Here is an 11,828-nt window from a genome sequence, read left to right on the forward strand (position 1 = left end):
ATGGTGCCGGCTGGCGCAAGGCGCCTTCCGCTTACAGGGACCGCTGCCTGACCAGCCCGGCGAGGAGCTCCGGTCCTTCCGTCACCACCATGTCCCGGAACAGCCGGACGGGCACCGGTTCCGAGCCAGGCTTGCGGCGGCGCCAGGACAGGCCCACCTCGCGGAAGGCCAAGGGTGAGTCAAGGGGAATTTCAACCAGGCCCAGGTCCCCGGTTTCGGGGCCGGCGCTCAGGTCCGGGGCGTTCCCGCCGGGCGGCAGGACACTGACGCCCAGTCCGGCGGAGACAAGGCCTCGGACGGTGTGCGAGTCCTGGCTTTCGAACGCAATCCGGGGCCGGCAGCCTGCTTCCCGGAACAGCGCATCGGTCAGGGACCTCAGCCCGTACCCAGGACCGAGCGCCACGAAGGGCTCGGTCCTGATATCGGTGAGGTGGGCAGCAGGCCTCTTGGCGAGCGGATGACGGTGGTGCACCACCAGGCGAAGCGGCTCCCGGTACAGCGGTGCCGAGGCCAGGTTCCTGCCCTGTCCAGCCACGGGGGCCGTCAATGCCAGGTCAGCTTCGCCGGACGCCACCTCGTCCAAGCAGGTGCTGCGGGCGCCTTGGCTCAGCGTAAAGGCGGCGCCTGGGTGCCGGCCACGGAAGGCACTGATCAGCAGCGGCAGGGTTGCCTCGCCAAAGGTGTGCTGGAAGGACAGCGATATCTTGCCCCGGACCACCTCGGAATCGTTCCGCACCAGATCCAGCCCGGCCTGGAACTCCGCCAGGGCCTGTTCGATATATGGCAGGAGGGTCCGGGCAGCCGGGGTGAGACGCACGCCCCTGCCGTCCCTGACCAGGAGCTCCGTACCGACGACGGCGCTGGCACGCGCCAGGGCGCGGCTCACCGTGGATTGGGGTACTCCGAGGAGCTCCGCGGTTTCCGTGACGTGCTCGGTCCGTCCCAGCTCGGCAAGCACCGGGAGGAGCGGCAGAAGCTGCACCAGCTGTTTCTGGTCCGAATCCATGGAAGCTGCCCCTTTCGTTTTTCCCGCATCCTGACCCGGATAGCACTGACGCGCCAGGGTAAGCATCCGTATTTGCTATCAGTGTGGCACGAAGCATGCATTGGAAGCATTTATAAGCCGGAAGCTACGCTTGCCGGATGCAGCACAACGCCCGCCCTTCCGATCTAGGACAGTCCCCGGGGTGGGACGGCCATGCCAGGGGTTCGACGGCGTATGCCAGGGTGCTCGCGGCACTTTCCTTTGCCGGCGTGGCAACCTTTGCCCAGCTGTACTCCACGCAGGCAGTACTGCCGATGCTGGCCGCGGATCTGCACGTCACCGCGGCCGAGGCGGCCCTCACGATTTCCCTTGCCACCGTGGGCCTGGCGGTGACCGTCATCCCTTGGTCCTTCCTCGCGGACCGGATAGGGAGGGTCAGGGCGATGGCCTGGGGCATCTCCGTTGCAACACTCCTGGGCCTGCTGGTTCCGCTGTCCACCAGCTTCGGCATGCTTCTTGTCCTTCGACTGCTCGAGGGCATGGCGCTGGGCGGCATTCCGGCCATCGCCATTGCCTACCTGAACGAGGAGGTCAGCAAGGCCCATGCTGCCCTGGCGGCGGGAAGCTACGTTGGAGGAACGACACTCGGAGGCCTTGCCGGGCGGTTGGTGGCCGGGCCGGCGGGCGAACTCTGGGGCTGGCGTGCGGCCGCACTGGCCGTCTCCCTCCTTGCCACAGTGGCCGCCGTCGCCTTCCTGCTCCTGGTGCCGCGGGCACGGGGCTTCGTTGCCGCCCCGGCGGCCGGCCTGCGCGGCGCCCTCCGGACCCTCGGCGGGCACCTCCAGAACGTCCGGCTGCTGGTCCTTTACGGCCAGGCCTTCCTGATGATGGGCGGATTTGTGGCGGTTTACAACTATTTGGGGTTCCGGCTGTCCGGCGACCCCTTCGGCCTTCCGGGGACGTTGATCAGCCTGATCTTCCTGGCGTACCTGTCCGGGACTGTCACCTCGCGCTGGTCTGCAGGGCTCACCCTGCGCTTCGGCCGGCGCAGCGTCCTGCTCGCCGGGCTTGCCATCTCGACGGCGGGCCTGGCCCTCACGCTGACGCAATCGCTCGCCCTCATACTGGCCGGGCTCGCCATATTCACTGGCGGCTTCTTCGCCGCGCACAGCATCGGAGCCGGCTGGACGGGTGCTTTGGCCAGCACGGCCCGCGCCCAGGCCGCCTCCCTTTACAACCTGGCCTACTATCTGGGCTCCAGCATCATCGGCTGGGCCGGAGGCCTGGCATTTCAGTCACTCGGCTGGAACGCGCTGGCCGCGGCAGTCATGGTCCTTGCCTGCCTCACCGCCGCAGCTGTCGCCGTCGTCCATCCCCGAAACGAACACGCCGGCACATAGGACTGCGGGCGTGCGGAAGGACTGATCGCGAATTAACTGTCCTTGCCGGGAAAGCAGCACGGCAAATATTCGACGGAACTGCATTTCCCGGCGCGGAAGCCCCGCCGGTCGGGACTAGGATGAAAACCCCAGGATTAGTTGAGGAGCTGCAGTGAGCACGAATGCCAGGAATGCCAAGCCGGGAGCGCACCTGGAACCACTCGATGCGATTGACGAGCGGCTGCTGGAAGCCCTGGTGGCTGATGCAAGGATCTCCAACAAGCAGCTCGCCGAACTGGTGGGAATTGCCCCGTCCACCGCCCTGATGCGGACCCGCGCGCTGTCCGAACGGGGCATCGTGAAGGGTTACGAGGCAAAGCTCAACCTTTCCGCGATCGGCCGGTCGGTTCAGGCGCTGGTAGCCGTACGCCTCCGCGCCCACGACCGCGACCAGATCGACCGTTTCACATCCCGGGTACCGCACCTGCCCGCAGTGCTGTCCACGTTCCACACCTCGGGCTCCGTGGACTATTTGCTGCATATCGCCGTCGCCACTACGGAGGACCTGCGGGACTGGGTGCTGGACAACCTGGCAACGGACCCAGTGGTGGGACACACCGAAACCACACTCGTGTTTGAGCACATCCAGGGCAACCACGGTCCGCTGCCGGACTAAAGCTGGCGGCAGGGGCTATGCCGCGCCGCGGCGCCCCCTGGTAGACTGCACCAGCGTCAGGGCAGCCAGGACCAGCGCCGCGCTGCCGCACAGCACCGCAAAGCCGGTAACCGAAGCGGCCAGGCCGAAGGTGCCTGCCGCCCAGCCGAGGCCGAGGACCGGCACAGCGCTGCCGAGGTACGTGATGACGTAGACGGTGCTGACAATCTGGGCGTGCCGGGCCGCTTCGACCCTCGCGGCCACCTCATTGAAGACAGTGCGGAAGGCAACGCCCTGCCCCAGGCCGGCGGCAACGGCGGCCGCCACCAGCAGCACCGGACTGTGCCACTGCCCCGCTGCCCCCAGGAGCAGGACGGACGCTCCCAGCACCGCCAATCCCGCGGGAACCACGTAGCGGCTCCGGAGGGTCAGCAGCTGGCTCAAGGCGGACGAGCCCAGGGCAAGCCCGGCGAGCACCCCCACCAGCGGTCGGGACTCCGTTTCCAGGACCTGCGCAAAGTACCCGGGTGCCAGGGAAAGGCAGAAGCCAAAGACGGCAAAGCTGAGGAAGCCGACGGCGGCAGCGAGCCAGAATGCGCCCCTCGCCTCGCGTGAGACGGAAGGACGGCGGGGCGCCAGGGCCTGCAGCGGCCTGGAGGCTGCAGGTGCATTCATCGCCGGGCGCGCACGCAGCAGGTATAGCGGCACCAGGAGGGCGGCCAAGGCCAGTGAATGGATGTAGTACGGTGCCGTGGTGGCGCCGGGGAGAAGCGAGAGCAGTCCGCCGATCGCCGGCCCGGCTGCCACTCCCCCGGATGATGCCAGCAGTGTGAACCGGGACGCCCACTCCGGGCGGGACGGCAGGAGCTCGCGCAAGGCAGCGGCGCTGGCACCTGTTGCAAGGGCAACGGCCGCCCCCTGCAATGCCCGCCCCACGCACAATGCAACGAGCGTCTGAGCACCGGCAAAGAGCCATCCGCCTGCCAGCCCGGTCACCACAGCGAGGATAAGAGCCGCCCTGCGGCCGATATGGTCCGACCAGTGTCCGGCAAGAATGAGCGTAGCCACCAGTGACAGTACGTAACTGGCGAAGGCTGCGGTCACGCCAAGGGAGGACAGGCCAAGCTCCGCCTGCAGCAGGGGGTACAGCGGCGTTGCCAGGTTGGCCCCCACCAGCAGCACGAAAATGACCGTTCCCGCCAACACGAGCCGGGCAGTGGTGGATGCGTCCCAGCCTGCCGGACCTGCAGCAGGGGCAGGGCGCATCCGGAGTTCGCTGAAAACCGTCACTCTCGCCGCCTTTGGTTCTACCGCGCCGGGTGATCCTTGTGGGAGCCCGGCGCGGAGTGGAAATCCGATGGCACCAGAATGCTTGACTGCTGGCCGATTGCACGGAAATACGTGCAACAATTGCGCACGATCATCAAAAGATGCCTCTTGTTAAGACCGGGAGTGACCATATGGGCAGTTTGGATAGTACGGACCTCAAGATCCTGCTGGCGCTGATCAGGGATCCCCGTATCCAGGTCGGCGAACTCAGCGAATCACTCGGCGTCGCCCGGAATACCGCACAGGCCCGGATCCGGCGCCTCCTGCGCGCAGGAGTACTGCGGCCAGGCGGCCGTGAAGTTGATCTTGAAGCTGTGGGCTATGACGTGGTGGCCTTCGTGACCATCGAGGTCTCACACCGTGAGCTGGACGGCGTGGTGGCTGCACTGCGGCTCATCCCCCAGGTCCTGGAAGTCCATGAGATTTCCGGGCGCGGGGATGTTTGGTGCCGGGTGGTGGCGACGGACACCCACAACCTCCAGTCTTCATTGCGGCAGGTCCTGAGGATCAAAGGTGTGATCCGGACTGAGACTGTCCTCGCCCTGCACACTCACATCCCGTACCGCACCGAGCCCCTGATCAGCGGCCTCGCCAAGGCCTCCGACGCCTGACGTTCCTGCCTGGGCGGCTAGGATTTCTGGAATGGATTGGCTCTTATACGTTTCGCAAATCAACTGGCTCGCCGTGCTGCTGGCCTTCGTCGCAAGCTTGGCCATCGGCTTTGTCTGGTACATGCCGCCAGTGCTGGGAAACCGGTGGATGGCTGCCATCGGCAAGACGGAAGAAGACCTGAAGAACATCAGCGGCGGCGCGGGCCTCTGGCTGCCCATGATGGCGGCTGCGGCACTGACCGCCATCCTGCTTGCCGTCCTGATCGGCAAGCTCGGCCTGGACAGCGCAGTGGCAGGCGGTTCGTTCGCCCTGGTGCTGGGGCTGGTGTTCCGGGCGGGCGGCCACGTAATCCACAATGGCTTTGCCGGCCGTCCCCCTGCCGTGACGCTGATCGATTCCGGGCACGACCTGGTGGCCATGACGGTTTCCGGCGCAATCATCGGAGCGATGTCCTGATGCCGTTGATCCTGACCGCAGCTCCTGTGAAGGGACCGGCCTGCCCATGACCATCATCGACAACGCCGTCTACGTGAATGGTGTACGCCACGTTGAGCCGGAGAGCCTGGAGCAGACCTTCGAGACACTGGCCCACCATGGAGGGATGGCCTGGATCGGCCTGTACCGGCCCACTGCCGAGGAAATGGCCGCAGTGGCCAGCGAATTCGGCCTGCACGAACTCGCCGTGGAAGACGCAATCTCGGCCCATCAGCGCCCCAAACTGGAGCGCTACGAAGACAGCCTGTTCACCGTCCTTCGACCCGCCCGGTACCTGGACGACTCTGAGAGCGTGGAATTCGGCGAGCTCCACGTCTTCACCGGCAAGAACTATGTGGTCACGGTGCGCCACGCCGAAATGGCCGGAGTGGCACGGGTGCGGCGGCGTCTCGAAGCTCGGCCCGACCTCCTGCGCCATGGGCCGGAAGCTGTTCTGTACGCCCTGCTGGACCGGGTAGTGGACGACTATGCTCCGGTGGTTGCAGGGCTTGAAAACGATATCGACGAGATCGAGGACCAGCTTTTCAGCGGTGACACCACGGTGTCCCGGCGGATCTACGAACTGGCCCGTGAGGTTATCCAGTTCCAGCGTGCCATCCACCCCCTGCCGGACATGATGCACCAGCTGAAGCGGGGCTTCGAGAAGTACGGGGTGGAGGCCGACCTGCGGCACAGCCTCCGTGACGTTGAGGACCACGTGGAGCGGGTGATCTCCCGGGCGGATTCCTTCCGGGACCTCCTGCAGAACGCGCTCACCCTGGACGGCACCCTGACCGCCAACCGGCAAAACGAGGCCAGCGCCGAACAGAACGAGCAGGTAAAGAAGATTTCGTCATGGGCTGCCATTTTCTTCGCCCCGTCCTTCGTGGCGGGCGTGTACGGGATGAACTTTGACCATATGCCTGAGCTCCACTGGCAGCTGGGCTACCCCATGGCAATCGGACTGATGATCGCAACAGCGGCACTCATGTACGGAATCTTCAAAAAGAAGGGCTGGCTGTAGTCCATGGACAAGGAGCCGGAACCGCCGGTTCTCCGGGACGGCCGGATCATCGTCCCCGGCACGGCCCGTCAGTTGGCTGTCTACGGCCTGTTTCCGCCGTCGCCCGTCCAGCACCGGGAGGTGCCGGGGGCGGACCGCATTTTCGGCGCGAAGGCGAGAGAACCCGAACTGCTGTGGATCAGCTTTGACGAACTGTGCGCGACGGACGCGTCCCCCGGGGACTACAGAGGCCTGGCTGCCGGAGCGGACCTGTGGGTCATTGACGGCGTTCCGGCGCCGGAGCCCTCCGACGCCGGACGCCAGGCAGAAGCCTGGGAGCGGTTTGCGGAGGTGCTCAGGGAGCTGGCGGCTGCAAAGGTAGCACTCTTTGTGGTGGGCGCCAGCCCGATGGACTGGGCTGCGGCTTCTGCCACTGCCCCCGACGCCGGGCACCGGATTCTCTTCCGGGAGATCGACCGGCTCCTGGCACAGCTGAAGCGGGTCGAATCGGATGAAGCGGTTGCCGTGGAAGGGGTATCCGGGAGCTAACGTCTCTCCTGGCAGGCACCGGATCATCACCACAGCAAAGGAAAAGGCCCCTTAGTGGGGCCTTTTTGTCTTGTGGAGCTAAGGAGATTCGAACTCCTGACCTCTTCGATGCGAACGAAGCGCTCTACCAACTGAGCTATAGCCCCGGAACGATCCGCAACAGCTGGTGCGGCACCGGTGACCCTAGGCTACAAATTTTCCCGCACAAAGCCAAACCGGAGGCACGGCCAGTCCGGACGCCGGCCCCAAACACGTAGGGTCAAGCGCGGCGGCGCTGCAGGACGTCGTCGAGATTGCTCAGAGCGCTCTGTGCTTTGGAAAGCTGAGCGCTTTCCCCGGCAGCAGCAGGGGCCGTGGCTGGAGCAGCGGCAACGCCCTGCTTCAGCGAAGGCCTGCCAACAGCCTTCGGCGGCTCGGGCAGTTCCAGCGGCTCGGGTTCCGGCCGCTCGGCCTTGGCGGCCTCGACGTAAACGGGCTTGGGAACCTGCACAGGTTCCCAAGTGGCGGAAGCAGAGGCCTTGGCTGCTGCTGCACTGGGATCCCCCGCGGCAACGGCGACAGCAAGGGCGGCCTCGCGCAATTCCATTGCCGTCAGCGGCTTGATCCCGGGCTCATGAGCTTCCGCATCAAAAAGCGGGCTTTCCGGCTTTGCCGGTGCTGCTTCGGGTTGTGGCGGGATATTCACCGTGGGCTCGGGCAGCCGGGCCGGCGCCGCCATCGCGGACCGGAAAGCCGCGTTGACCTTGGCCTTCCTGTCCCGCACCGCGAGCCAGCGCAGGAGGACGACGGAGCCGATGGTGAGCGCCAGGGTTGTCAGTGGCAGGAAAGGAGCGCCCAGCCCGAATAGCAGGAGCACGCCGGAAATGAATGCCGTGATGAGGGACAGCAGCCCGACCAGGGCGATTCCCGTCCGGCCGTAATGGATACGAAGCTTGCCCGCAGTTGGGGAGCCGGCAGGGGCCATCCCGGGTCCGGCACTCTTCCTGGTGTCCATGACTTTCTCCTGCTGGGCTGCGACGTTCAGTACCAAAGCGGCTGGCGGTTCAGGTGTTTCATCTGCGGCGGTGCGCGCCGGAAAATCGCCGGCGGGCTGGAACTGGTGCCTGCGGTTCCGGAGGACGTAAGGGGCAACCCATACAATCCAGAGCACGACGGCAACCACGAGGATCACTGAGCTGCTAAGGGGGAAGTCCACACTCAAAACCGTATGAGCATCCGGTCCGCTGTTGCAGCATTAGCCACGGTGTGTCGTGCCACAGCCGGCAAATCAGTGGATTTATGACGGTCTGGAGGCGAGCCAGGGCTTGAGCAGTCCTTCCGGGACTTCTTCTGAGGTCAGGGCGAAGGACCGATGGTCGGCCCATTCGCCGTTGATGTGGAGGTAACGGGGCCGGTATCCCTCATCGCGAAATCCCAGCTTCTCCACCACCCGCAGGCTCGGTCCGTTCTCCGGCCGGATGTTGATTTCCATCCGGTGCAGTCCAAGGGTCTGGAAACAATGGTCCGTCACCATGGCAACAGCGGTGGGCGCAATTCCCCGGCCTGCCCGCGCCTGATCCACCCAGTAACCGAGGGTTGCCATCTGGGCAGAACCCCAGACGATCGAGGAAACGGTCAGCTGCCCAACAATGACAGGGGAAGCGGCGCCTGCCACCCGCTCGGTGATGACAAAGGGCAACGCGGTGGCCTGGGCTGCCTGCAACTTGAGCGAACGGACCATCTGGCGGTAGTCCGGCAGGCCGCCGGAAGGATCCGGGTTCGAGGCTTCCCAGGGCGCCAGCCACTGGCTGTTGCGCGACCGGACCTCGGTCCATTCCTTCTTGTCCCGGTAGCGGATGGGACGCAGGACCAGGTTGCCGCACTCCAGCGTCACGGGCCAGATCGGACCGGCGCGCATGTCTACTCGGACAAGCCGGCGGTGAATCCCGGCAGCCACTCCCGCAGCCCGGGTCCAAGGTCTTCGCTGTCAATCGCGAGCTGCACGCAGGCTTTCAGGTAGCTGAGCTTGTCCCCGGTGTCGTAGCGGCGCCCCCGGAAGACAACGCCGTACACGCCGTGCCCATCGGCGTCGCCCGTTGCCAGCTGCTGAAGAGCATCCGTCAGCTGGATCTCACCGCCCCGTCCCGGGCCTGTCTCCTCAAGGACACCGAACACGGCCGGGTGGAGCACGTAGCGGCCAATCAGGGCCAGGTTGGAGGGCGCTTCATCCGCACTTGGCTTTTCAACCAGCCTGTTGACCCGTACGTAGGCTTCGCCATCGACCTGCTCCACGTCGGCACAGCCGTAGGCGCTGATCTGCGACGGTTCCACCTCGATCAGGGCAATGACAGACCCGCCGGTCCTGGCCTGGACATCAATCATGGTGCTGAGCAGATCGTCCCGCGCGTCGATGAGGTCATCGCCCAGCAGCACGGCAAAGGCTTCGTTACCAACATGCTGTTTTGCCCGGAGGACTGCATGGCCCAGGCCGTGCGGGTCTCCCTGGCGAACGTAGTGGATGTCCCCCAGGTTGCTGGCAGCCTGGATGGACGCCAGCTTTTGCTCATCCCCCTTGCTTTCGAGGGTGGACTCAAGGGACGGCACCCGGTCGAAGTGGTCTTCCAGTGCCCGCTTGTTGCGTCCGGTGATCATGAGGACATCGTTCAGGCCCACGTTCACGGCTTCCTCAACCACGTACTGGATGGCAGGCTTATCAACGACGGGAAGCATTTCCTTGGGCATCGCCTTGGTTGCCGGCAGGAACCTGGTACCGAGTCCGGCGGCAGGAATGACGGCTTTGCGAACTTTCGGGTTACTGGTAGTCACCGGTCTAATCTAACGTCGGCGTCAAGCATTCAGTAATCAGCGGATGCGTTGAGATGCCGCGGCGGCAGGTGGCCTGCAGCCCGGCGGGCAGGACGACTTTATCGAGGAGAGACATGACAGTTGAGGAAACAAGGGAAGCCAAGGACAGAATCCGCGCCGCCCATCGCCGGCGGCGGGCCTCGCTGACGCCCGGGGAACTGGAGGATGCGGGCGCGGCGCTGGCGAAGCACGGGGCAGCCTGGGCGGATTCGGTAACGCAGGGGAACGCGTCCCTGGTGTGCGCCTACCTTGGCGTGGGCGGGGAACCACCGACGCTGGCGCTGATGAAGGTGCTTCACGACGGCGGCCACAGGGTTTTGCTTCCCGTCTGTGAGCCGGGGCGGGAAATGAAGTGGGTTTTCTGGGCCCCGGGGACTGACTTGGCGCCCAGCAGCTTTGCCCCTATTTTGGAGCCGGTGGGAACGCGCCATGAGATTGAGGTTGCGGGGGATGCCGCTGCCCTGTTCATCCCTGCCACTGCCGTTGACCTTGCGGGCAGCAGGGTGGGCCAGGGCGGAGGCTACTACGACAAGTTCCTGGGCCATCTAGCCTCCGCCGGGAAGCACATCCCGCTGGCCGCTGTTATCTACGACGAGGAACTGCTGCCCGCCGGGAGGATCCCGGTGGAGGAATTCGACCGCCCCGTGCCGGGAGTGGTACTTCCGTCCGGGTTCCGGGACCTTGCCCGCGGCTTCTGAGGGACCGGTGCGGGCACCATTACGGGGCGGTCCGGGCGCAGGAGGATGCTAGAATTAGCACTTAGGCCCTGCGACTGCTAAGGGCTGTCCAGTCGGACACCTGAGGCAGTGCGGGACCTCTCGTTTGCCCAAGAGGAGGAGCACCAGTGCCAACGTATGCGTACGCCTGCAAGGATTGCGGCCATGCCTTCGACATTGTCCAGTCGTTCTCGGACAGCTCTTTGACGTCCTGCCCCGAGTGCCAGGGTACCTTGCGCAAAAAGTTCAACAGCGTGGGCGTGGTCTTCAAGGGCTCGGGTTTCTACCGTACCGATTCGCGTGATTCCAAGGGAAGTGCCGTTTCCGCCACTCCCGCGGCTCCCGCGGCAGCACCTGCGCCTGCAGCCGCACCGGCTTCCGCGGCTCCGGCCGCAGCCGCTAGCTGATTCGGAGCCCTGCCGGCTGGCCCACCTGCTTCACGTGGCGTTGTCCACATAGCTGAGCCCGTCCCTGCCCAGACCTCACCCTGCCCTTTAGCGTGGGGGCATGCCTGCATACCGCCAGTCCCGCCGCGACGCATACAGCCGGGGCGCAACAAACAGACTGCCCAAAGCAGGGTCCCTGGGGGCTCCGCGGCGCCCGGGCGTCCAGGGAAGCAGCCGCGCGAACAAGCGCCCGCCCCTCCGTCCGTCGGCCTGGCTGAACCGCAACAGGAGGCTCGCCGCAGCGCTGCTGCTGTGCGCTGCGGCAGCCATCACCGTCCACCAGCTCACGCCGGCACCTGCTCATACGGTGACTGCGGTAGCGGCCGCCCGCGATCTGCCCGCCGGGGCCGCCATGACCCCAGCAGACCTTGCCGCCGTCCAGATACCACCCGGAATGATGGCCGAAGGCTTCCTTCAAGAGGCAGCCGAAGCGGCAGGCAGACAACTCGCGGCGCCCCTGCGCAAAGGGCAGCTGCTCACGGATGCCCAACTGCTCGGTCCGGGACTGCTTGCAGGGACTCCCCCGGGATCGGCAGCCGTCCCCCTCAGGCTGGCTGACCCGTCGTCCATCCAGCTGGTCTCGCCGGGACAACTGGTCAACGTAGTACTGACCGCTGCCAACGGCTTCGACCAACAACAGACCCCGGAGGTGCTGGCCTCGGCCGTGCCGGTGCTATGGACCGCCGGCCAGGGCGGGCAGGGCGGCCAGTGGCTGGGGACCGCGGAGACAGACGGGCTGATCGTCGTGGCAGCAAATCCCGAACAGGCCGCCCGGCTCGCCGGCGCCTCCACCCAAGGCAAGCTGTTCTTTGTCCTCGTCGGGCCCTAGTCCAACA

At 65.7% G+C, this 11,828-nt stretch carries 14 protein-coding genes and 1 tRNA gene; 9 read left to right on the top strand and 6 right to left on the bottom strand.

Annotation, left to right across the window (positions count from 1 at the left end; genetic code table 11):
* Positions 1-31: 31 nt before the first annotated feature.
* Positions 32-1,006 (bottom strand): LysR family transcriptional regulator, encoded by a 975-nt coding sequence (locus FDW84_RS07615; RefSeq protein WP_138608119.1) that lies wholly within the window; start codon positions 1,004-1,006, stop codon positions 32-34.
* Positions 1,007-1,143: 137 nt separating this feature from the next.
* On the opposite strand from FDW84_RS07615, the gene FDW84_RS07620 reads away from it, so the two are divergent.
* Together FDW84_RS07620 and FDW84_RS07625 are read left to right on the top strand one after the other, a co-directional pair.
* Entirely contained in the window at positions 1,144-2,385 is a 1,242-nt protein-coding gene (locus FDW84_RS07620) for an MFS transporter (RefSeq protein WP_138608121.1), read from the top strand.
* 151 nt (positions 2,386-2,536) lie between these two features.
* Positions 2,537-3,040, top strand: a complete 504-nt coding sequence (locus tag FDW84_RS07625) for an Lrp/AsnC family transcriptional regulator (RefSeq protein WP_138608123.1) — start codon at positions 2,537-2,539, stop codon at positions 3,038-3,040.
* A 15-nt stretch (positions 3,041-3,055) separates the two neighbouring features.
* Here the strand turns inward: FDW84_RS07625 and FDW84_RS07630 are convergent, their stop codons facing one another.
* Positions 3,056-4,309 carry an MFS transporter gene (locus FDW84_RS07630; protein WP_138608125.1) on the bottom strand — a complete coding sequence of 418 codons (1,254 nt, stop codon included), beginning with the start codon at positions 4,307-4,309 and terminating at the stop codon, positions 3,056-3,058.
* Between the two features lie 170 nt (positions 4,310-4,479).
* On the opposite strand from FDW84_RS07630, the gene FDW84_RS07635 reads away from it, so the two are divergent.
* From FDW84_RS07635 to FDW84_RS07650, 4 genes are read left to right on the top strand one after another with little or no spacing between them, the layout of a single operon-like run.
* The gene (locus tag FDW84_RS07635; protein WP_138608127.1) at positions 4,480-4,959 is read left to right on the top strand and encodes an Lrp/AsnC family transcriptional regulator; all 480 of its coding nucleotides are present in this window, start codon (positions 4,480-4,482) and stop codon (positions 4,957-4,959) included.
* A gap of 31 nt (positions 4,960-4,990) precedes the next feature.
* Positions 4,991-5,416, top strand: coding sequence for a DUF1761 domain-containing protein (locus FDW84_RS07640; RefSeq protein WP_138608129.1), 426 nt, complete (start codon positions 4,991-4,993; stop codon positions 5,414-5,416).
* A 46-nt stretch (positions 5,417-5,462) separates the two neighbouring features.
* Positions 5,463-6,458 carry a magnesium/cobalt transporter CorA gene (corA, locus tag FDW84_RS07645; protein ID WP_138608135.1) on the top strand — a complete coding sequence of 332 codons (996 nt, stop codon included), beginning with the start codon at positions 5,463-5,465 and terminating at the stop codon, positions 6,456-6,458.
* Between the two features lie 3 nt (positions 6,459-6,461).
* Positions 6,462-6,986, top strand: coding sequence for a P-loop NTPase family protein (locus FDW84_RS07650; RefSeq protein WP_138608137.1), 525 nt, complete (start codon positions 6,462-6,464; stop codon positions 6,984-6,986).
* A 73-nt stretch (positions 6,987-7,059) separates the two neighbouring features.
* Here the strand turns inward: FDW84_RS07650 and FDW84_RS07655 are convergent.
* The 4 genes from FDW84_RS07655 to galU form a co-directional block, all read right to left on the bottom strand.
* Positions 7,060-7,132: transfer RNA gene (locus tag FDW84_RS07655), tRNA-Ala, on the bottom strand.
* A 113-nt stretch (positions 7,133-7,245) separates the two neighbouring features.
* Positions 7,246-8,181 carry a hypothetical protein gene (locus FDW84_RS07660; protein WP_240721426.1) on the bottom strand — a complete coding sequence of 312 codons (936 nt, stop codon included), beginning with the start codon at positions 8,179-8,181 and terminating at the stop codon, positions 7,246-7,248.
* 81 nt (positions 8,182-8,262) lie between these two features.
* Positions 8,263-8,883 carry a GNAT family N-acetyltransferase gene (locus FDW84_RS07665; RefSeq protein WP_138608252.1) on the bottom strand — a complete coding sequence of 207 codons (621 nt, stop codon included), beginning with the start codon at positions 8,881-8,883 and terminating at the stop codon, positions 8,263-8,265.
* Positions 8,884-8,885: 2 nt separating this feature from the next.
* The gene (galU, locus tag FDW84_RS07670; protein WP_138608139.1) at positions 8,886-9,791 is read right to left on the bottom strand and encodes a UTP--glucose-1-phosphate uridylyltransferase GalU; all 906 of its coding nucleotides are present in this window, start codon (positions 9,789-9,791) and stop codon (positions 8,886-8,888) included.
* A 113-nt stretch (positions 9,792-9,904) separates the two neighbouring features.
* Here galU and FDW84_RS07675 point away from each other — a divergent pair, with 113 nt between their 5' ends.
* The 3 genes from FDW84_RS07675 (at position 9,905) to cpaB (ending at position 11,821) form a co-directional block, all read left to right on the top strand.
* On the top strand, positions 9,905-10,528 hold the full coding sequence (locus FDW84_RS07675; RefSeq protein WP_138608141.1) for a 5-formyltetrahydrofolate cyclo-ligase: 624 nt from the start codon (positions 9,905-9,907) through the stop codon (positions 10,526-10,528).
* A 146-nt stretch (positions 10,529-10,674) separates the two neighbouring features.
* Complete coding sequence (locus FDW84_RS07680) at positions 10,675-10,953, top strand: FmdB family zinc ribbon protein (protein WP_138608143.1); 279 nt, start codon at positions 10,675-10,677, stop codon at positions 10,951-10,953.
* 100 nt (positions 10,954-11,053) lie between these two features.
* The gene (cpaB, locus tag FDW84_RS07685) at positions 11,054-11,821 is read left to right on the top strand and encodes a Flp pilus assembly protein CpaB (RefSeq protein WP_138608145.1); all 768 of its coding nucleotides are present in this window, start codon (positions 11,054-11,056) and stop codon (positions 11,819-11,821) included.
* Positions 11,822-11,828 lie beyond the last annotated feature (7 nt).

Source organism: Pseudarthrobacter sp. NamE5 (assembly GCF_005796225.1).
In the GTDB taxonomy this organism is placed as follows: Bacteria; Actinomycetota; Actinomycetes; order Actinomycetales; family Micrococcaceae; genus Arthrobacter.

What these genes read in the sequence shown, in the direction of transcription:
- FDW84_RS07615 (WP_138608119.1), bottom strand. Translation starts at nt 1,006, where the DNA reads ATGGATTCGGACCAGAAACAGCTGGTGCAGCTTCTGCCGCTCCTCCCG.
- FDW84_RS07665 (WP_138608252.1), bottom strand. Translation starts at nt 8,883, where the DNA reads ATGCGCGCCGGTCCGATCTGGCCCGTGACGCTGGAGTGCGGCAACCTG.
- FDW84_RS07675 (WP_138608141.1), top strand. Translation starts at nt 9,905, where the DNA reads ATGACAGTTGAGGAAACAAGGGAAGCCAAGGACAGAATCCGCGCCGCC.
- FDW84_RS07650 (WP_138608137.1), top strand. Translation starts at nt 6,462, where the DNA reads ATGGACAAGGAGCCGGAACCGCCGGTTCTCCGGGACGGCCGGATCATC.
- FDW84_RS07620 (WP_138608121.1), top strand. Translation starts at nt 1,144, where the DNA reads ATGCAGCACAACGCCCGCCCTTCCGATCTAGGACAGTCCCCGGGGTGG.
- FDW84_RS07640 (WP_138608129.1), top strand. Translation starts at nt 4,991, where the DNA reads ATGGATTGGCTCTTATACGTTTCGCAAATCAACTGGCTCGCCGTGCTG.
- FDW84_RS07635 (WP_138608127.1), top strand. Translation starts at nt 4,480, where the DNA reads ATGGGCAGTTTGGATAGTACGGACCTCAAGATCCTGCTGGCGCTGATC.
- corA (WP_138608135.1), top strand. Translation starts at nt 5,463, where the DNA reads ATGACCATCATCGACAACGCCGTCTACGTGAATGGTGTACGCCACGTT.
- cpaB (WP_138608145.1), top strand. Translation starts at nt 11,054, where the DNA reads ATGCCTGCATACCGCCAGTCCCGCCGCGACGCATACAGCCGGGGCGCA.